Source organism: Streptomyces sp. NPDC033229, assembly GCF_055576875.1.
Genome location: NZ_JBVIQR010000013.1, coordinates 112,027 through 130,677, shown reverse-complemented (window position 1 = coordinate 130,677; position 18,651 = coordinate 112,027). Strand labels below are relative to the sequence as shown.

Genomic DNA, 18,651 nt, shown 5'->3' with positions numbered 1-18,651 from the left:
TCAGACCTTGCCCACGATGTCCACGACGAAGACCAGCGTGTTCTTGTCGAGACCGCTCTGCGGCTGGCCCTCGTAACCCAGCTTCGGCGGGATGACCAGCTCGACCCGGTCCCCCACGCGCTTGCCGACCAGTCCCTTGTCCCAGCCCTGGACGACCGAGCCGGTGCCGATCTGGAAGGCCGTGGCGCCGTTGTGGTCCCAGGAGGAGTCGAACTTCTCGCCGTTCTCCCACTTCACACCGGTGTACTGCGCGATCAGGCCGTCGCCCGCCTTGACCTCCGGGCCGCTGCCCTTGATCAGCACCTGCTCCTTGAGGTCGGTCGGCGCCTCCTCACCCTTGGGAATGGTGATGCTCGCGGCCTTCCGGGAGGTGTACTTCACCTCGGGCATGCCCGAGGCCGGGGCGGCCTGGTCGCCCTTGACCTCACTCTTGGGGTCGATCTTCTTCGTCGCCACGACGTCGATCACCCACACCAGGCCGTCCTCCGGCTTGACGCCCGCCTGCGGGTTGAGCTGATCACCGATCAGCGCCTTCGCCGTGCCCTCGACCTCGAAGCGGGTGCCCGCCTTCTTGCCGATCACCTCGTCCAGCACCTTCGCGGGCATCTCCTGGCTGGGCTGGCCGACCTGCGCCACCATCTGGCGCCGGGGGCCCTTGGCGCCCGGCTGGGTCGTCCAGGTGCCGCCGAGGGACTTGTTGTCCTTCATGGTCTGCCCGGCGAAGTCGAGCCGCACGAAGCCGCCCTTCTCCACCTTCTCGCCCGAACCCTCGGTGATCGTCTTGACGACGAGCTTGTCGGAGGGCTTCGCGTCCTTGGGGGTGGAGATCTCGGGCTTCTCGCCGAACTTCCCCTCCACCTTCACCTGCGCGCCGGAGGAGCCACCGTCCTCCGACCCGCACGCCGTGGCGGCGAAGAGCAGGGCGGGCACGGCCAACGCGACGGCGAAGCGACGCGGGTTCTTCGAGTACGGGCGGGAGAGCGGGGGTCGGCCCCCGAGGAATTGCAGCATCAGTCCAACTCGGGCTAGGGGGGTGGCTTGGCAGTGCCCGCCACTTTACGGCTTGTACTCCGTCGATCAACCCTGCCCGACACGGTCGAATGCCGGACCCCGGGGCCCGGCACCGACCGCGCTCGTACCACTCTCATACAACCTTCATGCGGCGCCCGGGGCTCACATCCCGGCGATGAGCTTCTCCACCCGGTCGTCCACCGACCGGAAGGGGTCCTTGCACAACACCGTGCGCTGCGCCTGGTCGTTGAGCTTGAGGTGCACCCAGTCGACGGTGAAGTCCCGGCGCTGCTCCTGCGCGCGGCGGATGAAGTCGCCGCGCAGCCGGGCCCGGGTGGTCTGCGGGGGCACGGACTTGCCCTCGAAGATCTTGAGGTCGTTGCAGACCCGGGCGGCCTGGCCGCGCCGCTCCAGGAGGTAGTACAACCCCCGGCGGCGGTGGATGTCGTGGTAGGCCAGATCTATCTGGGCGACCCGCGGATGCGACATGGTGATGTTGTTCTTCGCGCGGTACTTCTCGATCAGCTGGTACTTCATCACCCAGTCGATCTCGGTGGAGATCCGGTCCAGGTCCTCGTCCCGGATGGCCTCCAGCGTGCGGCCCCACAGCTCCAGGACGCGCTCGACCGTGCCGGTGCGGATGCCCCGGCGCTCGCAGAAGTCCACGGCCTTCTCGTAGTACTCCTGTTGGACCTCCAGGGCGGAGGCCTCCCGGCCGCTGGCCAGGCGCACCTTGCGGGTGCCGGTGGTGTCGTGGCTGACCTCGCGGATGGCCCTGATGGGATTCTCCAGGGTCAGGTCCCGCATCACGGTGCCCGCCTCGATCATGCGCAGGACGAGATCGGTGGCACCGACCTTCAGCAGCATGGTCGTCTCGGACATGTTCGAATCGCCGACGATGACGTGCAGCCGGCGGTAGCGCTCGGCGTCCGCGTGCGGCTCGTCCCGGGTGTTGATGATCGGGCGTGAGCGGGTGGTGGCGGAGCTGACGCCTTCCCAGATGTGCTCGGCACGCTGGCTGACGCAGTACACCGCGCCGCGCGGGGTCTGGAGCACCTTCCCCGCCCCGCACAGCAACTGCCGGGTGACGAGGAAGGGGATGAGGATGTCCGCCAGCCGGGAGAACTCCCCGTGCCGGGCCACGAGGTAGTTCTCATGGCATCCGTAGGAGTTTCCGGCGGAATCGGTGTTGTTCTTGAACAGATAGACGTCGCCCGCGATCCCCTCCTCGTGCAGGCGGCGCTCGGCGTCGACGAGCAGACCTTCGAGAATGCGCTCGCCCGCTTTGTCGTGCGTGACCAGCTCGATCACGTTGTCGCACTCGGGTGTTGCGTATTCCGGGTGCGATCCCACGTCCAGATAGAGGCGGGCGCCGTTCCGCAGGAAGACATTGCTGCTGCGGCCCCAGGAAACGACACGGCGGAAGAGGTAGCGCGCCACTTCGTCAGGTGACAGTCGGCGCTGTCCCCTGAACGTGCACGTGACGCCGTACTCGTTCTCCAGCCCGAAAATGCGGCGATCCATGTCTGAACATTACGCCTGATGCCCTGCGCTGAAACCGGGTTCGACAGCACCGATTCGATCATTTTCCGGCAACACGCCGGCTTCGGCCACGGCGGCCGGGGGTCCGAAGGAGCGCCGGGCCGCCAGGAGCACCAGCAGCGCGACCGCGCCGCCGCCGACGGCGACCGCGAAACCGGCCTTCGAGCCGCCGTGCTCCACGGCCGGGCCGACGACGGCGATGCCGATCGAGGCGCCCACGCCGAAGGCGGTCACCAGCCAGGAGAAGGCCTCGGTGACGGTGCCGCGCGGGGCGTGGCGGTCCACGACGACGAACGCGCAGGCGAGCGACGGCGCGAGGAAGATTCCGGCGACACCGGCGAACACGGTCATGGTGAAGACGCCGGGGACGAGCAGGAGCGGCAGATAGCAGACCGCGAGGCCCGCGACGAGCACCCGCAGCCGGCGCTCGGGCTCGCCCGCCCACTGCCGGCCGCCGTAGACGACACCGCCGATGAGCGCACCGACGCCGAGGGCGGACAGCAGATAGCTGGAGACCATCCCGCCGCCGTGCTCGTCGGCGTACGCCACCGACGCCACGGATATCGAGCCGAGGGCCGAGCCGACGAAGAAGAACGCCCCGAGCAGGACGAGCAGCCCGCGCGAGCGCAGCGCCCCGAGCCAGTGCGCCTCACGGGGCGCGCTGCGCCACTTACGGGAGGGCGGGGAGGTGACCACGGCCAGCGCGCCGAGCACGCCGATCGCGTTGATGACGAGCAGCGCGGCGGCCTCGGACCAGGCGGCGACGATCAGCGTGACGGCCAGCGGGCCGACCGCGTACATGACTTCCTGGGCGATCGCGTCGAGCGCGTACGCGGCGTGGATGCGGTCCTCGCGCTTGAGGACGTCCGGCCACAGGGCGCGCAGGCCGCCCTCCAGGGGCGGGGTGAAGAATCCGGCGACGGCCATGGCCGCGTAGGCCAGCGGCAGCGGTTCCAGGCCGACCAGGCAGAACAGCACCATGCCGAGCGCGGAGAGCACGGCGGAGGGCAGCATCACACGGGGCTGGCCGAAGAGGTCCACGGCCCGGCCCAGCAGCGGCTGGCCGATGGCGTTGCCCACGCCGTAGACGGCCGACAGCGCGCCCGCGAGGGCGTAGCTGCCGCCCTCCGCGCGGGCGAAGAGCACGATCGCCAGGGCGGCGGTGGCGCTCGGCAGCCGCCCCACCAGCGTGCCCGCGAGCAAGCGCGCCGCGTGCCGCGTCCTGAGCATTTCGCCGTAGCCGGCCGCCATCATCTGTCCACCTTCGCTGACCGAGACACCCTCGGGTTTTACGTATAACCTGCGGCGTTATACGTACCATGGCGCCAACCCGCGGGTCCACTCGCGGGCCGGCGGGAAACAGGCGGGGAACGGGAAAAGGGGCGCGGACCGGTGACGGAGACAGAGCAGGGGTCGTGGCGCGGACGGGCGGCGGCACGCGGTGACGAGCGGTGGCCGAACGTCCGGGAGCTGGGGCAGCCGCGTGCGCGGGTCACCAGCCGGGACGTGGCGCGCGCCGCGGGGGTGTCACAGGCCACCGTCTCGCTGGTCATGGGCGACAAGTGGCGCGGCCGGGTCTCCGAGCGGACCGCCGAGGCCGTGCGCACCGCCGCACGGGAGCTGGGCTACCGGCCGAATCTCGCGGCGCGCAATCTGCGGCTGGGCCGCACCCGCACGGCGCTGCTGGTGGTCCCCGCGCTCACCAACGAGTTCTTCGCCCGCGTCTACACCGGTGCCGCCCGGGCCGCGGCCGAGCACGGGGTCGGTGTGGTGCTCTACCCCTCGCCGGAGGGCACCGGGCCCGCCCGCGACCCCTTCGCCTCCGCCCGCGCGACCCTCGACGGCGTCATCGCCTCCTCCATGGCGGTGGACGCCCTGGCCGACATCCGCGACGGCGACCTGCCCCTCGTCATGCTCGACAGCGACCCCGGGCGGACGGAGGCGTCGGCGACCGTCAACCTCGACATCGCCGACGGCATGCGCCAGGTCACGGAGTATCTGCTGGGGCTCGGCCACCGCCGGTTCGCCCACCTCGCGGCCGACGTCGACTCCTGGACCTTCCACGTACGGGCCCGGGCGCTGGCCGACACGCTGAGCGGGGTCGCGGACGCGGTGCTGACGACGGAGCCCGCGGCCCTCGACGTGCGGGCGGGCCGGGCCGCCGCCGAGCGGGCCCTGACCGGCCCCGGACCCAGGCCGACCGCGCTGATCTGCGACGGCGACATCCTGGCGGCGGGTGCCTGCAAGGCGGCCCGGCGGTTGGGGCTGCGGGTGCCCGACGACGTCTCGGTGACCGGCTTCGACGATCTTCCGCTGGCGACGGCCGTCGAGCCGGAGCTCACGACGGTCCGGCTGCCCGCCGAGGCCGTGGGTGAGGCGGGCATGCGGGCGCTGATGGCCGTACTGGACGGGCAGCCCCCCGCCCCCACGACGCTGCCGGTGGAGCTCATCGCCCGCGGCTCCTCCTCGCACGATGCCGCTCGCACCGGCGGAGCCGGGTAACTACGGGCCGTCTTTGCCGCCTGCGGCGGCGGGCGCCCTGCGGGCGCGTCCTCAAACGCCGGACGGGCTGGTTTTGGCTGAGCTCAGCCGATTCCAGCCCGTCCGGCGTTTGAGGACACCGCCGCGCAGCGGAGGTGCGCACACCCTACGGCGCGCCCGGCGGCTCCTCGGATTCGTCGACACTCACATCCGCGGCGTGGCCTTCGAGCAGCCGGGAGAGCTGACGGCCCAGCAGCCGCTTGAACTTCCGCTGCTGCGGTCGCGTCCGGTCCAGGACCGCCACCTCGAGCTGCTCAGCGGTCAGCGTGCGCTCACCGCCGTTGTTGTCGCGGGTGAGCGACTCGACGGCGAGCTTGAGCGCCTCGGCGAGCGTCATGCCGTCCCGGTGCTGCTGGTCGAGGTAGCTGCTGATCTGGTCGGCATTGCCACCGACCGCGACCGAGCCGTGCTCGTCGACGATCGAGCCGTCGTGCGGCAGCCGGTAGATCTGGTCGTCCTCGGGGCCGGGCCCGACCTCGGCGACGATCAGCTCGACCTCGTAGGGCTTCTCCGCGGCGCTGGAGAAGATCGTGCCCAGCGTCTGGGCGTAGACGTTCGCCAGACCACGGGCCGTCACATCGTCGCGGTCGTAGGTGTAACCGCGCAGATCGGCGTAGCGCACACCCCCGATCCGCAGATTCTCGAACTCGTTGTACTTCCCCACCGCGGCGAAGGCGATCCGGTCGTAGATCTCGCTGACCTTGTGCAAGGCGCGGGACGGGTTCTCGGCGACGAAGAGAACGCCGTCGGTGTACTGGAGTACGACGACGCTACGACCGCGGGCGATGCCCTTGCGGGCGTACTCGGCTCGGTCGGCCATGGCCTGCTGGGGGGAGACATAGAACGGCGTCGACACCGGCTGTCCGTCCCTTTCTGTCAGTGGCGGGTAAAGGTTCCGTAGGGCGTCAGAGCAACGCGGCCCGCGGGCCGTCCGGCTCCTGCAGGCGCCGCTCGTGGATCGCGCGGACGACCTCGGCGCACTCCGCGTCCGTCAGCCTCCGGAACCCCTCGTCGGTGATGACGGTGACGATCGGGTAGATGCGGCGGGCGAGATCGGGCCCACCGGTCGCCGAGTCGTCATCGGCCGCGTCGTACAGCGCCTGGACGACGAGCGTGGTGGTCTGAGCCTCCGTCAGGTCCTCACGGAAGAGCTTCTTGAGCGCACCGCGCGCGAAGACCGAGCCGGAGCCGGTCGCCGCGAAGCCGTGCTCTTCCGAACGCCCGCCGGTCACGTCGTAGGAGAAGATGCGGCCCTTTTGGCGATTGACGTCCCAGCCGGCGAAGAGCGGCACCACGGCGAGGCCCTGCATGGCCATGCCGAGGTTGCTGCGGATCATCGTGGACAGCCGGTTCGCCTTGCCCTCCAGGGAGAGTTGGACGCCCTCGACCTTCTCGAAGTGCTCGAGTTCGAGCTGGAAGAGCCTGACCATCTCGACGGCCAGCCCGGCCGTGCCGGCGATGCCGACGGCCGAGTACTCGTCGGCCGGGAAGACCTTCTCGATGTCCCGCTGCGCGATGACGTTGCCCATCGTCGCCCGGCGGTCGCCCGCCAGCACGACACCGCCGGGGAACGACGCCGCGACGATGGTCGTGCCGTGCGGCGCCTCGACGGCTCCCTTCAGCGGGGGCAGCTGCCGATTGCCCGGCAGCAGGTCCGGCTGGTGCGTACCGAGGAAGTCCATGAAGGACGACGAGCCGGGCGTCAGGAAGGCAGCTGGTAGACGCCCGATGCTACGAGGGTTGGCTTCCACACGTTTCCTTCCAGGTATGCGGCGGCTCGCCTCATTACGTCCGCCCGATCCTTGAACTGCCCCAGTGCCGCATTGCAGCTGAAGCACAGCACACCACGGACCTTACCCGTCTCGTGATCGTGATCCACGTGCTCGGCCGGGGCAGCGAGACAGATCACGCACACACCGACCTGCTGCTTCACCAGGTCACGTAACTGGTCCTGACTCAAGCCGTACTTGCGGCGGAAGTAGCTGTCGCGGTTACGCCCCGCCCGACACTCGCGGCAGTAGCTCGACCAGCCGTCCGAAGACGTCTTATTGCGCTCCCACTCACTGTGCGGCTTCACCTTTTCGCACTGCGGACAACGCTTGTGCCCCCGCGGAACGGGCATCTTGACCCGCACCACTCGCCCCTTGGCTTCCTGACGCCGCTTGTAGTAGTCGGCGGAGCACACTCGGCAGTACGACTGAAGGCCGTCACTGATCGATTTGTTGGAGGCGAAAGCGTTGCGAGGCAATGTCCGCTTGCATCGGGAGCATTTCTTCCCTGGATGCAATTCGGACATTACCCGCTACTCTCCACCCTTCTGGACAAATGACCTCACGAAATCCTCTGCGTTCTCCTCGAGGACATCGTCGATCTCGTCCAGCACGGAGTCCACGTCGTCCGACAGCTTCTCCTGGCGCTCCTTGAGGTCCTCCGAAGCCTGCGCGTCCTGCACCTGCTCCTCGACCTCCTCCGTGGAACGCGTGGCCTTCTGCTGCCCGCCGCCGGTGTCCTTGGTCGCCATGTCCCTCACCCCGCTCGGTTCGACGTACAAGATCAGATGTACCTGTTCAGACCCTACAAGCAGGGTCCGCGATCGGCCCTGCACTTGCTACAACGTCCCGGGGCCACCGTGATGATTCCCAGAACGCCGTCTCCTCAGACCCCACTCAGCCCCCGGACAGGACGCGGACCAGTTCCTCGGCCGTGCGACAGCGGTCCAGGAGCTCCTTGACGTGATTGCGGGTCCCGCGCAGTGGCTCCAGCGTGGGCACCCGTTGCAGAGAGTCACGACCGGGCAGATCGAAGATCACCGAGTCCCAGGAGGCGGCGGCCACGTCGTCCGCGTACTGCTCCAGGCAACGGCCGCGGAAATAGGCCCGGGTGTCCTCCGGCGGGGCCGTGATGGCCCGCTGGACCTCGTCCTCCTCCAGCAGCCGCTTCATCCGGCCGCGGGCCGCCAGCCGGTTGTACAGGCCCTTGTCGGACCGTACGTCCGCGTACTGGAGGTCCACCAGGTGCAGCCGGGCCGCGTCCCAGTCCAGGGTGTCCCGGCGGCGGTAGCCCTCCAGCAACTCGCGCTTGGCCACCCAGTCCAGCTCACCGGCGAGGCTCATCGGATCGCCCTCCAGCCGGTTCAGCACGTCCTCCCAGCGACCGAGGACGTCCTTGGTCTGCTCGTCCGCGTCCGCGCCGAAGCGGTCCTCCACGTACTTGCGGGCCAGCTCGAAGTACTCCATCTGGAGCTGCACGGCCGTGAGTGTCCGGCCGCTACGGAGCGTGATGAGCCGACGGAGCGTGGGGTCGTGGCTGACCTGGTGGAGGGTGCGGACCGGCTGGTCCACGGCCAGATCGGCGGCGATGAAGCCGTCCTCGATCATCGACAGCACCAGGGCGGTGGTGCCGAGCTTGAGGTAGGTGGAGATCTCCGAGAGGTTGGCGTCACCGATGATGACGTGCAGCCTGCGGTACTTCTCGGCGTCGGCGTGCGGCTCGTCGCGGGTGTTGATGATGGGCCGCTTGAGGGTGGTCTCAAGTCCGACCTCGACCTCGAAGTAGTCCGCGCGCTGGCTGAGCTGGAAGCCGTGCTCACGGCCGTCCTGGCCGATGCCGACCCGGCCGGCGCCGGTGACGACCTGCCGGCAGACGAAGAACGGCGTCAGATGCCGCACGATGTCCGAGAAGGGGGTCTCCCGCTTCATCAGGTAGTTCTCGTGGGTGCCGTAGGAGGCGCCCTTGTTGTCGGTGTTGTTCTTGTAGAGGTGGATCGGCTGGGCGCCGGGCAGCTGTGCGGCGCGCTCGGCGGCCTCGGCCATGATGCGCTCGCCCGCCTTGTCCCACAGCACGGCGTCGCGCGGATTGGTGATCTCCGGCGAGCTGTACTCGGGGTGGGCGTGGTCCACGTAGAGCCGCGCGCCGTTGGTGAGGATGACATTGGCCAGGCCGATGTCCTCGTCGGTGAGCTGGCTGGAGTCTGCGGCCTCGCGGGCGAGGTCGAAGCCGCGGGCGTCCCGCAGCGGGTTCTCCTCCTCGAAGTCCCAGCGGGCTCGTCGCGCCCGGTGCATCGCAGCCGCGTAGGCATTGACGATCTGGGACGAGGTGAGCATGGCATTGGCGTTCGGGTGACCGGGGACGGAGATCCCGTACTCCGTCTCGATGCCCATTACTCGCCGTACGGTCATGCGGCCCTCCTAGCCCGGCGGCGCCCCGTGGTGGGGTCGCCGCTCAAGTACCGCTGCTCTTCCGGTCCGTGCGCTTCCCCCACGTGCTTCGTGGCCCGGTACCGAAGAGCCTAGAACGGCTTTGCGGCGGTGGGGAGATCATTACAGTCATTGCTCCGGTTCGTGCCGCGCCCGGCCCGGGCGGCCGCCCGGTGCCCGGCCTCGGCGGCCCTGCCGGCACGAGCGGCCTTCCGGGCGCTTTTCGGACGCGCCGGGGCCCGCCCGGCGCAAAAGCGTCCGGCCGCGGACGTCCCCGGAGCACCCGCCCCGGCACCGAGGCGCCAAGGGCGGGGCGGGACATCCGCAGCCGGACGACGGTGCTACAGATACTGGCCGGTATTGGCCACGGTGTCGATCGAGCGACCGGTGTCCGCGCCCTGCTTTCCGGTGACGAGGGTGCGGATGAAGACGATCCGCTCGCCCTTCTTGCCGGAGATGCGGGCCCAGTCGTCCGGGTTGGTGGTGTTGGGCAGGTCCTCGTTCTCCTTGAACTCGTCCACACAGGCGGCGAGCAGATGGGAGACGCGAATGCCCTTCTGGTTCTGGTCGAGGAATGCCTTGATGGCCATTTTCTTCGCCCGGTCCACAATGTTCTGGATCATCGCGCCCGAGTTGAAGTCCTTGAAATACAGGACTTCCTTGTCGCCGTTGGCGTACGTGACCTCGAGGAAGCGGTTTTCCTCGGATTCCGCGTACATCTGCTCGACGACCGACTGGATCATGCCGGCGACGGCGGCCCTGGCCGACCCGCCGTGCTCGGCCAGGTCGTCCCCGTGGACCGGCAGGGTCTCGGTGAGGTACTTGGAGAAGATGTCCTTGGCCGCCTCGGCGTCCGGACGCTCGATCTTGATCTTGACGTCGAGCCGGCCGGGCCGCAGGATCGCGGGGTCGATCATGTCCTCGCGGTTCGAGGCACCGATGACGATGACGTTCTCCAGGCCCTCCACGCCGTCGATCTCGGAGAGCAGCTGCGGGACGATGGTGTTCTCCACGTCCGAGCTGACTCCGGAGCCGCGGGTGCGGAAAAGGGAGTCCATCTCGTCGAAGAAGACGATGACCGGGGTGCCCTCGCTCGCCTTCTCCCTGGCGCGCTGGAAGATGAGCCGGATGTGCCGCTCGGTCTCACCGACGTACTTGTTTAGCAGTTCGGGGCCCTTGATATTGAGGAAGAAGCTCTTCCCCGCGGGCTTGCCGGTGACCTCGGCGACCTTCTTGGCAAGGGAGTTGGCCACCGCCTTGGCGATGAGCGTCTTGCCGCAGCCGGGCGGACCGTAGAGCAGCACGCCCTTGGGCGGCCGCAGTTCGTGCTCCTTGAAGAGGTCGGGGTAGAGGTACGGCAGCTCGACCGCGTCGCGGATCAGCTCGATCTGGTTTCCCAGCCCGCCGATCTTCGTGTAGTCGATGTCCGGGACCTCTTCGAGGACGAGCTCCTCGACCTCGCTCTTCGGGATGACCTCGTAGACGTAGCCGGACCGGGATTCGAGCAGCAGGGCGTCGCCGGGGCGGATGGTGACGTCCAGCAGCGGCTCGGCGAGCCGCACCACCCGCTCCTCGTCGGTGTGCCCGATGACCAGGGCCCGCTCGCCGTCCTCGAGGATCTCCTTGAGGGTGACGATGTCCCCGGCGCGCTCGAAGGCCATGGCCTCGACCACGTTGAGCGCCTCGTTGAGCATGACTTCCTGGCCACGCCTGAGGTCCTCGACCTCGACGCTCGGGCTGACATTGACCCGGAGTTTCCGCCCTCCGGTGAAGATGTCGGCCGTGCCGTCCTCATTGGTCTGCAGGAAGACGCCGAAGCCGGCCGGCGGCTGTGCGAGCCGGTCCACTTCCTCCTTGAGGGCCACGATCTGGTCGCGGGCCTCGCGGAGGGTGTTGGCGAGCCGCTCGTTCTGAGCGGACACCCCGGCCAGGTTGGTCTGGAGCTCGACGATCCGCTCTTCGAGAATCCTCGTGTGACGCGGAGAGTCGGCGAGCTTGCGCCGCAGGACGGCGATCTCCTGCTCGAGATAGGCAACCTGGCCCGCGGGGTCGTCAGACCCTCGCCCGGGCCGGATGCCGCGGTTCATGTCGTCGTCGTGGGCTGCCACGGTCCTCACCTCCTCCAAGGGGAGCTGGACGCTTCCAGACCCTACCTGGGCTGGTGCAGGTTGAAACCCCTAGATCACAAACCCGGTCGGAGTGTGTCCGATCTTCACCCTTGCGCACGTCCTCACGTCAGGGGAATACCCACCCATCAACATCGGAAAGCGGGCGGTTGTATCGTCGAGTCGGTCAACACCCGTCAGTGCTGGCTCCATTTGGTTCACGTAGGTAGGAAACGGCAGGCGAGATGACCGTGCGGAACGAAGGCCTCGACGAGCTGGAAGTCTGGATCGACCAGGACCTGTGCACGGGCGACGGCATTTGTGTGCAGTACGCCCCCGAGGTCTTCGAGCTGGATATCGACGGGCTGGCGTATGTGAAGGGCGCGGACGACGAGCTGCTGCAGGACAAGGGCGCCACCACGCCCGTGCCGCTGCCGTTGCTGAGCGATGTCAAGGACTCGGCGAAGGAGTGCCCGGGGGACTGCATCCACGTCCGCCGCGTCGCCGACAAGGTCGAGGTCTACGGCCCCGACGCCGAGTGATGTCTCACACACTCCCCGCGACGGGGAGTGCCGTGAGGGCGAACTTGCCGCCCTTCCACCGCCATTCGACGGCCCGGCGCAGGTCCGGGCAGCAACGCGGCACCTTCTTGTCGGAGTAGCCGAGCAGCGTGGCCGAAACCGTACCGGTGCCGTTCACCGCGAAGCCGGTGACGCTCATCTTCTGCCCGGGGTCGACCAGGGTCGCCATGACGCGCGGCGCGGCACCCTTCGCGGGCGGCGGCGCGAGGACGTAGATCCCGCTGGGCCGGGTGCCCGTCTCCGAGTGGCAGCGCACCACCGCGACCGTCTCCGGCCGTCCGTCGCCGTCGAGGTCGGCCGCGGCCCGTCGCACGACGTCCATCGGTGTTCCGCCGCAGTCGACCGGATAGCTCGCCGCCCGGGGATCGGGGGCCGCCGCCGGCGGAGTGCCGCCGCCGGGCACGGCACCGGGCGCCGAACCGGGCGCGGAAGCGGTGACGGTGGTGGTCGCCGTGGCGTCGCCGGGGCCGAGGAGCGCCGCGCCGAGGAGCACGGCGGCCAGTGCCGCGGCGGTCGCGATCCAGTGCACGGGACGGCTGCGGTTGCGCGCGGGTCTTTCCGGGGCCGGCGCGGGGAAGGCCGCGGGGGCGGGCGGCGGGAACGATTCGGGGCCGGCCGGAGGCTGCACGCGGGCTGAACTCCTGTGAGAGCTGTGGCTGCGGGGGGTGCCCAGCATCGTGCCACACGGTTCGGTGCCGGGGAACAGCGGGCAGGGGGTGCCGCCCGATGGTGTTTCCTCGGCCGGGCACCGTGGATATCCCGTCGTGCGTGTGCCTTCGGCGCGCCTCAACGCAGAAGTGCCGCCGCCGAGTTCCGCGCGCGGTCGGCGCGCGGAACCCGGTGGCGGCACCGGGGTCGATCGGGGGTCAGCGCTCGGCGGATCCGCTGGCGCTGCCGGGGCCGGTGTAGTCGTCGCCGTAGGCGCCCTTGGCGGGACGGCGGCGGCGCAGCGGCGGCTCCACGCCGTCCGCGAGGCGGCGGGCGGTGAGCAGGAAGCCGGTGTGGCCGATCATCCGGTGGTCGGGGCGTACGGCCAGGCCCTCGACGTGCCAGGTGCGGACCATGGACTCCCACGCCGACGGCTCGGCGAAGCAGCCGATCTCACGGATGGACTCGACGGTCCGGGCGAGCTGCGTGGTGGTCGCCACGTAGCAGCACAGGATGCCGCCGGGCACGAGTGCCTTGCGGACAACCTCCAGGCACTCCCAGGGGGCGAGCATGTCGAGGATGACCCGGTCGACGTCCGTGTCGGACAGATTGTCCTGGAGGTCGCCGACGGTGAGCTGCCACGCGGGGTGGGGGCCGCCGAAGTAGCGCTCCACGTTCTGCGTGGCGATCTCGGCGAAGTCGGCACGGCGCTCGTAGGAGTGCAGCATGCCCTGGTCGCCGATGGCGCGCAGCAGGAAGCTGCTGAGGGAGCCGGAGCCGACACCCGCTTCCACGACGCGGGCGCCGGGGAAGATATCGGCCATCGCCAGGATCTGCCCCGCGTCCTTGGGGTAGACCACGGCGGCTCCGCGCGGCATGGACAGGACATAGTCGGGGAGCAGGGGGCGCAGCGCGAGGTAGGCGACGTTTCCCGTGGTACGGACAACACTGCCCTCGGGAGCACCGATCAGCTCGTCGTGCGGGAAGGCACCCTTGTGGGTGTGGAACTGCTTCCCGGCTTCGAGCGTGAAGGTGTAGTGGCGTCCCTTGGGGTCGGTGAGCTGGACCTGGTCCCCGACCTGGAAGGGCCCGCGTCGGCGGGCGGCACCGGTCGGTTCGGACATGTGACCAGACTACCGGGCGTGCGCGGCGCCTGTTGACCACGGCGGGGTGGCCGGGGTCGAACGAGCAGCCGCCCGGTCGCCGGCGGGTGGCCGGGCAGGTGTCAGGAGGAGGGCCGCGCCATGGCGGAGACGAAGGCCCGCTCGACATCGGAGGTGGCGAGGACGCCGTAGACCTCGCCGGTCTCCTCGACCACGAGGTATTCGGTGGCGGGGGTGGCCCGGAGGGTGTCGAGGAGCTCTTCACCGGAGAGTTCCGCGGAGACCCGCATGCCGTCCTTGAGGTCGGTGGCCAGGCCGCTGACGGCGACCCACGGGCGGCGGTGCTCGGGGACGCCGACGATGGCGGCCTCGCGGACGAGGGCGGCGGGCCGGCCCTGTCCGTCGACGACGACCAGGGCCCTGGCCCCCGCCTCGTTGGCCCGCCGCAGGGCCTCGGAGAGCGGGGTGGCGGCCTCCACGGGCACGGCGCGCCGGGTGAGGGTGCGGGCGCTGAGGTGGGGCAGCCGCTCGCGCAGCCGGGCCATGCGCAGGGCGTTGCCCGCCCCGGTCCAGATGATCGCGGCGAGGATGGCGGCGAGCAGGGCGTCGGTGAGCGAGTCGAGGCCGCCGAGGCTCTCGGAGTCGCCGTCGCCGAGGCCGCCGCGGGCGTGGGTGAGGAGCGGGAGGCCGATGAGCACGGCGACGGCGAGCGCGCGGCCGACCCAGGCGGCGGCGACGGTGCCGGTCATGGGCTTGCCGCTGATCTTCCAGACGACGGCGCGGAGCATCCGGCCGCCGTCCAGCGGCAGGCCGGGCAGCAGGTTGAAGGCCGCGACGAGCAGGTTGGAGATCATCAGGCCGGCGAGCAGGACGCCGGGGACGGTGCCGGGCTCGACGCCCTGCATGCCGAGGTAGAAGACACCGGCGAGGACCAGGGAGAGCAACGGGCCGACGAAGGCGAGGACGAATTCGCGGCCGGGGGTCTCGGTCTCCTTCTCGATCTCGGAGACACCGCCGAAGAACTGGAGCTGGATGCGCCGCACCGGGAGCTTGAAGCGGAGGGCGGCGACCGTGTGCGCGAGCTCGTGGACGAGCACCGAGGCGTAGAAGGCCACGGCGAAGAAGAGGGCGACGAGATAGCGGGCGCGTCCGAGCTCGGGCAGCACGCGGTCGAGCTGGCCGCCGAAGACCCAGGTGATGAGGGCGGCGACGAGGAACCAGCTGGGGGCGACGTAGACGGGGACGCCGAAGGGTCGGCCCATGAGGATGCCACCGCCCGGCCGCGGCCGCCTGGGTGTGCCGCCGCCGGGCCCGGCCCCATGACCGGCGCCCCCGCCGGAGCGGCCTTTCCCGCTGTTCTCCACGGTGTCCCCTCGTCGGCTGCGGCCCCCGCACCGCCTGGTGCCGTTCACTGATCATGCAGTGCGAGGGGGTCTGCCGTCGATGGTATTCGCCCGACTGTCAGTGACGGGCCGTAGGGTTCTCTGTCATGGGTATCGCCACCGACAATTCCACCGGGCCGGGCTCCGAGCGCGCGGCCGACCGGTCCGCCGGGCCTGCCGCCAGGCCTGCCGGGGCGGCGCGGCCGGCCGCGCTGTCGCCGTCGCGCGCGGCCGATTTCATGCGGTGTCCGCTGCTCTACCGCTTCCGGGTGATCGACAAGCTGCCGGAGAAGCCGAGCGCGGCGGCGACCCGGGGCACGGTGGTGCACGCGGTGCTGGAGCGGCTCTTCGACGCCCCGGCGGCCGAGCGCACGGCCGGGCGGGCCAAGGGCCTGGTGCCGGGCGAGTGGGAGAAGCTGCTGGCGGCCCGGCCGGAGCTGGCGGAGCTGTTCCTGGGGGAGGACGGGGAGCGGGACGGCGAGCGGCTGGCCCGCTGGCTGGCGGACGCGGAGCGGCTGGTCGAGCGGTGGTTCACGCTGGAGGACCCGACGCGCCTGGAGCCCGCCGACCGCGAGCTGTACGTGGAGACGGTGCTCGAAGGCGGCGGGGCCGACGGGGCGGGGCTGACGTTGCGCGGCTTCATCGACCGGGTGGACGTGGCGCCGTCGGGCGAGGTGCGGATCGTCGATTACAAGACGGGCAAGGCCCCCGCTCCGCAGTACCGGTCGGACGCCCTGTTCCAGATGACGTTCTACGCCCTGGTGATGTGGCGGCTGCGCGGGCAGGTCCCGCGCCGGCTCCAGCTGGTCTATCTGGGCAGTGGCGATGTGCTGACCTACGACCCGACGGAGGCGGAGCTGCTGGCTGTCGAGCGCAGGCTGCGCGCGCTGTGGGAGGCCATTTCGCTGGCGACGGAGACCGGCGACTGGCGGCCGCGGCCCACCAAGCTGTGCGGCTGGTGCGACCACCAGGCCGTGTGTCCGGAGTTCGGGGGCACTCCCCCGCCGTACCCGCTGCCCCTGCCCGCACAGCGCGCCCCCGAGGCCGGTACCGAGGCCGCTGCCGACGCCGGCGGCCGGGTGGTGGCCGACGGGGAGGGTCAGGGCAGAATGGACCCGGTCTAGCGAAGGAGTTCCTGTGGCGATCCGCGTCCTACTGGTCGACGACCAGCCGCTGCTGCGCACCGGCTTCCGCATGATCCTCGAGGCCGAGCAGGACCTCGCGGTCGTCGGCGAGGCCGGGGACGGTCTCCAGGCACTGGACCAGGTCCGGGCGCTGCAGCCCGATGTGGTGCTGATGGACATCCGGATGCCGCGGATGGACGGCGTCGAGGCGACCCGTCAGATCACCGGCCCCGAGCGGAACGGCCCGGCCAAGGTCCTGGTGCTGACCACCTTCGACCTCGACGAGTACGTGGTGGAGGCGCTGCGGGCGGGGGCCAGTGGCTTTCTGCTCAAGGACGCGCCGGCCCATGAGCTGGTGCAGGCGATCCGGGTGGTGGCGGGCGGCGAGGCGATGCTGGCGCCGAGCATCACCCGGCGGCTGCTGGACAAGTACGCCGGCCATCTTCCGTCGGGCGAGGAGCCGCTGCCCGACACGCTGCACACCCTGACCGACCGCGAGGTCGAGGTCCTGAAGCTGGTGGCCCGTGGTTTGTCGAACGCGGAGATCGCGGCGGATCTGTTCGTCAGCGAGACGACGGTCAAGACGCACGTGGGGCACGTACTGACGAAGCTGGGGCTGCGGGACCGGGTCCAGGCCGCGGTCTACGCCTACGAGAGCGGCCTGGTGCGCCCGGGCGCGCAGTAGGCCGCCCGGCGGCCCGTCACGCACGGGAACGCTCGTACGGAACTCGTACGGAACGGGAAAACCGAGAGGGGCCGGTACGCCGTCGACGGCGTACCGGCCCCTCTCGGTCGTTCACGGTCAGTCCTTGGCGGCCTTGCTGATCTCCCAGAACCGGAAGACGGTCGAGGAGTCCAGGGTCCACTGCAGACCGGTGATCCGCTTGTTGGCCACGGCGTACTGCTTGCCCTGCCACAGCGGCAGGATCGGCAGATCCTGGGCGACGGTGGTCTGCAGACGGGCGAAGTCCGGGACGGTCGCCGGGCGGCTGCCCTGGGCGGCGGTCGTCGGCAGGATCTTGCCCGTGATCTCCTTCGACTCGTAGTTGTTGGAGAGCACGTTGTCCTTGCCGAAGAAGGGCGCCGTGAAGTTGTCCGGGTCCGGGTAGTCGGGGACCCAGCCCTTCACGTAGACGCCGTACTTGCCCTCGGTGATGCCCTTGTCGTACTCGTCGAACGGGACGCTCTGCACGTCCACGTCGAAGAGGCCGCTCGCGTTGAGCTGCTTGGCGATCTCCTTGAACGCGGGCACGGTGCCGGGGCCGTAACGGATGGGCGTGGCCCACAGGGTGAGCTTGACCTTGCCGGAGACGTTCGCGGACCGCAGGGCCGCGGCGGCCTTGTCGGGCTGCGGGCGGTCGCCGTAGGCCTCGAAGAACGGCGTCTTGTGGCCGGTGATGCCGCTCGGGACGATCGAGTACAGCGGCTCGGCGGTCCGCTTGTAGACATCGCGGACGAGGGTGCTGCGGTCGATCAGGTACGCGATGGCCTTGCGGACGCCGACCTTGCCGACCACCGGGTCCTTGGTGTTGAAGACCAGGTGCTGGACCTCGGCGCTGCTGCCTTCGACGACCTCGAGGTTCTTCTTGTCGCCGGCTTCGGCGGCCTCGAGGTCGGCGATGTCCTTCATGGCCAGACCACGGTAGGCGATGTCGACGTCGCCCTTCTGGACCGCGGACTTCAGCTCCTCCTGCTGGCCGTGGAAGAACTTCATCGTGACGCCGTTGTTCTGGACCTTGGCGGCGCCCTGGTAGGAGCCGCTGACCGAGAACTTGGCCTGCTTCTTGTCGAACGACTCGAGCTTGTAGACACCCGAGCCGACGGCCTTGCCGTCGGTGCGCAGCTTGTCCATCGGGTACTCGAGGTGGTCCACGATGGAGCCGGCGCCGGAGGCGATCTTCTGCGGGAACGTCGCGTCGGGCCGCTTGAGCCGGAAGACGACCGTCGACTTGTCCGGGGTCTTGATCTCCTTGATCGAGGAGAGCAGGGAGGACGCCGGACCCTTCTTGTCGTTGATCTTCAGCGTGCGGTTGAAGGAGTAGGCGACGTCCTCGGAGGTGAGGTCGTGGCCGTTGCTGAATTTCAGGCCGTCCCGGAGCTTGCACTGGTAGACCGTGCTGCCCCCGTCCTTGAAGCTGCACTCCTTGGCGGCTTCCGGCTGGGGCGTCGTGCTGCCCTTGGGGAAGCTCAGCAGCGACTGGAAGACGTTGTTGAACAGCAGCCAGGAGCCCGGGTCGTAGCCGGAGGCGGGGTCGGTGGACACGACCTCGTCGGACATCCCCATGACCACCGACTCACCGGTGCCGGCCGCCTCGCCGTCGTCCGAACCGCACCCGGTGAGCAGGGCGGCGGCAAGCCCCGCGCCGAGCGGGGCGGCAAGCCACTGGTCACGTTTCCTCACGTGCACGTTCCTCACAG

17 protein-coding genes are annotated in these 18,651 nt (G+C 69.9%); 4 read left to right on the top strand and 13 right to left on the bottom strand.

The genetic code is table 11. From position 1 onward, the window contains the following. The 3 genes from ACZ53N_RS14555 to ACZ53N_RS14545 form a co-directional block, all read right to left on the bottom strand. Nucleotides 1–1,011, bottom strand: coding sequence for an FKBP-type peptidyl-prolyl cis-trans isomerase (locus ACZ53N_RS14555; protein ID WP_469141190.1), 1,011 nt, complete (start codon nt 1,009–1,011; stop codon nt 1–3). 162 nt (nt 1,012–1,173) lie between these two features. Further along, nucleotides 1,174–2,535 (bottom strand): Pup--protein ligase, encoded by a 1,362-nt coding sequence (gene pafA / locus ACZ53N_RS14550; protein WP_356458563.1) that lies wholly within the window; start codon nt 2,533–2,535, stop codon nt 1,174–1,176. Between the two features lie 9 nt (nt 2,536–2,544). Further along, nucleotides 2,545–3,804, bottom strand: a complete 1,260-nt coding sequence (locus ACZ53N_RS14545; RefSeq protein ID WP_469141228.1) for an MFS transporter — start codon at nt 3,802–3,804, stop codon at nt 2,545–2,547. Nucleotides 3,805–4,023: 219 nt separating this feature from the next. Between ACZ53N_RS14545 and ACZ53N_RS14540 the strand changes: the two genes are divergently transcribed. Beyond that, on the top strand, nt 4,024–5,055 hold the full coding sequence (locus ACZ53N_RS14540) for a LacI family DNA-binding transcriptional regulator (protein WP_469141227.1): 1,032 nt from the start codon (nt 4,024–4,026) through the stop codon (nt 5,053–5,055). 145 nt (nt 5,056–5,200) lie between these two features. Here ACZ53N_RS14540 and prcA read toward each other — a convergent pair whose 3' ends face one another. The 6 genes from prcA to arc form a co-directional block, all read right to left on the bottom strand. Then, a complete protein-coding gene (prcA, locus tag ACZ53N_RS14535) occupies nt 5,201–5,950 on the bottom strand; it encodes a proteasome subunit alpha (protein ID WP_469141189.1) in 750 nt (249 codons plus the stop codon). A 49-nt stretch (nt 5,951–5,999) separates the two neighbouring features. Beyond that, nucleotides 6,000–6,845 (bottom strand): proteasome subunit beta, encoded by an 846-nt coding sequence (prcB, locus tag ACZ53N_RS14530; RefSeq protein ID WP_469141188.1) that lies wholly within the window; start codon nt 6,843–6,845, stop codon nt 6,000–6,002. Continuing rightward, nucleotides 6,797–7,390, bottom strand: coding sequence for an endonuclease VII domain-containing protein (locus ACZ53N_RS14525; RefSeq protein WP_469141187.1), 594 nt, complete (start codon nt 7,388–7,390; stop codon nt 6,797–6,799). The genes prcB and ACZ53N_RS14525 overlap by 49 nt, the downstream gene beginning before the upstream one ends. Before the next feature lie 6 nt (nt 7,391–7,396). Beyond that, nucleotides 7,397–7,615, bottom strand: a complete 219-nt coding sequence (locus ACZ53N_RS14520) for a ubiquitin-like protein Pup (protein WP_469141186.1) — start codon at nt 7,613–7,615, stop codon at nt 7,397–7,399. Nucleotides 7,616–7,760: 145 nt separating this feature from the next. After that, nucleotides 7,761–9,272: a depupylase/deamidase Dop gene (gene dop, locus ACZ53N_RS14515; protein ID WP_469141185.1), complete on the bottom strand. Its 1,512-nt coding sequence runs from the start codon at nt 9,270–9,272 to the stop codon at nt 7,761–7,763. A 359-nt stretch (nt 9,273–9,631) separates the two neighbouring features. Then, nucleotides 9,632–11,398 (bottom strand): proteasome ATPase, encoded by a 1,767-nt coding sequence (gene arc / locus ACZ53N_RS14510; protein ID WP_469141184.1) that lies wholly within the window; start codon nt 11,396–11,398, stop codon nt 9,632–9,634. Nucleotides 11,399–11,640: 242 nt separating this feature from the next. On the opposite strand from arc, the gene ACZ53N_RS14505 reads away from it, so the two are divergent. Continuing rightward, nucleotides 11,641–11,937 carry a ferredoxin gene (locus ACZ53N_RS14505; RefSeq protein ID WP_469141183.1) on the top strand — a complete coding sequence of 99 codons (297 nt, stop codon included), beginning with the start codon at nt 11,641–11,643 and terminating at the stop codon, nt 11,935–11,937. Nucleotides 11,938–11,941: 4 nt separating this feature from the next. Here ACZ53N_RS14505 and ACZ53N_RS14500 read toward each other — a convergent pair whose 3' ends face one another. The 3 genes from ACZ53N_RS14500 to ACZ53N_RS14490 all read right to left on the bottom strand — a co-directional run bounded on the left by ACZ53N_RS14500 (nt 11,942) and on the right by ACZ53N_RS14490 (nt 15,091). Beyond that, nucleotides 11,942–12,604 carry a hypothetical protein gene (locus tag ACZ53N_RS14500; protein ID WP_469141182.1) on the bottom strand — a complete coding sequence of 221 codons (663 nt, stop codon included), beginning with the start codon at nt 12,602–12,604 and terminating at the stop codon, nt 11,942–11,944. 238 nt (nt 12,605–12,842) lie between these two features. Beyond that, nucleotides 12,843–13,748, bottom strand: coding sequence for a tRNA (adenine-N1)-methyltransferase (locus ACZ53N_RS14495; protein ID WP_130876989.1), 906 nt, complete (start codon nt 13,746–13,748; stop codon nt 12,843–12,845). Nucleotides 13,749–13,849: 101 nt separating this feature from the next. Beyond that, on the bottom strand, nt 13,850–15,091 hold the full coding sequence (locus tag ACZ53N_RS14490) for a site-2 protease family protein (RefSeq protein WP_469141181.1): 1,242 nt from the start codon (nt 15,089–15,091) through the stop codon (nt 13,850–13,852). Between the two features lie 125 nt (nt 15,092–15,216). On the opposite strand from ACZ53N_RS14490, the gene ACZ53N_RS14485 reads away from it, so the two are divergent. Both ACZ53N_RS14485 and ACZ53N_RS14480 read left to right on the top strand, forming a co-directional pair. Then, nucleotides 15,217–16,233 (top strand): RecB family exonuclease, encoded by a 1,017-nt coding sequence (locus tag ACZ53N_RS14485; protein ID WP_469141180.1) that lies wholly within the window; start codon nt 15,217–15,219, stop codon nt 16,231–16,233. A 13-nt stretch (nt 16,234–16,246) separates the two neighbouring features. Then, nucleotides 16,247–16,918 carry a response regulator gene (locus tag ACZ53N_RS14480; RefSeq protein ID WP_087928839.1) on the top strand — a complete coding sequence of 224 codons (672 nt, stop codon included), beginning with the start codon at nt 16,247–16,249 and terminating at the stop codon, nt 16,916–16,918. 117 nt (nt 16,919–17,035) lie between these two features. Here ACZ53N_RS14480 and ACZ53N_RS14475 read toward each other — a convergent pair whose 3' ends face one another. Further along, nucleotides 17,036–18,634, bottom strand: a complete 1,599-nt coding sequence (locus ACZ53N_RS14475) for an ABC transporter substrate-binding protein (RefSeq protein ID WP_469141179.1) — start codon at nt 18,632–18,634, stop codon at nt 17,036–17,038. Between the last annotated feature and the right edge of the window lie 17 nt (nt 18,635–18,651).

Bases quoted from the DNA above. Each gene is read 5' to 3' on its own strand.
- ACZ53N_RS14555 (WP_469141190.1), bottom strand. From the start codon at position 1,011: ATGCTGCAATTCCTCGGGGGCCGACCCCCGCTCTCCCGCCCGTACTCG.
- pafA (WP_356458563.1), bottom strand. From the start codon at position 2,535: ATGGATCGCCGCATTTTCGGGCTGGAGAACGAGTACGGCGTCACGTGC.
- ACZ53N_RS14545 (WP_469141228.1), bottom strand. From the start codon at position 3,804: ATGGCGGCCGGCTACGGCGAAATGCTCAGGACGCGGCACGCGGCGCGC.
- ACZ53N_RS14525 (WP_469141187.1), bottom strand. From the start codon at position 7,390: ATGTCCGAATTGCATCCAGGGAAGAAATGCTCCCGATGCAAGCGGACA.
- ACZ53N_RS14520 (WP_469141186.1), bottom strand. From the start codon at position 7,615: ATGGCGACCAAGGACACCGGCGGCGGGCAGCAGAAGGCCACGCGTTCC.
- dop (WP_469141185.1), bottom strand. From the start codon at position 9,272: ATGACCGTACGGCGAGTAATGGGCATCGAGACGGAGTACGGGATCTCC.
- ACZ53N_RS14505 (WP_469141183.1), top strand. From the start codon at position 11,641: ATGACCGTGCGGAACGAAGGCCTCGACGAGCTGGAAGTCTGGATCGAC.
- ACZ53N_RS14495 (WP_130876989.1), bottom strand. From the start codon at position 13,748: ATGTCCGAACCGACCGGTGCCGCCCGCCGACGCGGGCCCTTCCAGGTC.
- ACZ53N_RS14485 (WP_469141180.1), top strand. From the start codon at position 15,217: ATGGGTATCGCCACCGACAATTCCACCGGGCCGGGCTCCGAGCGCGCG.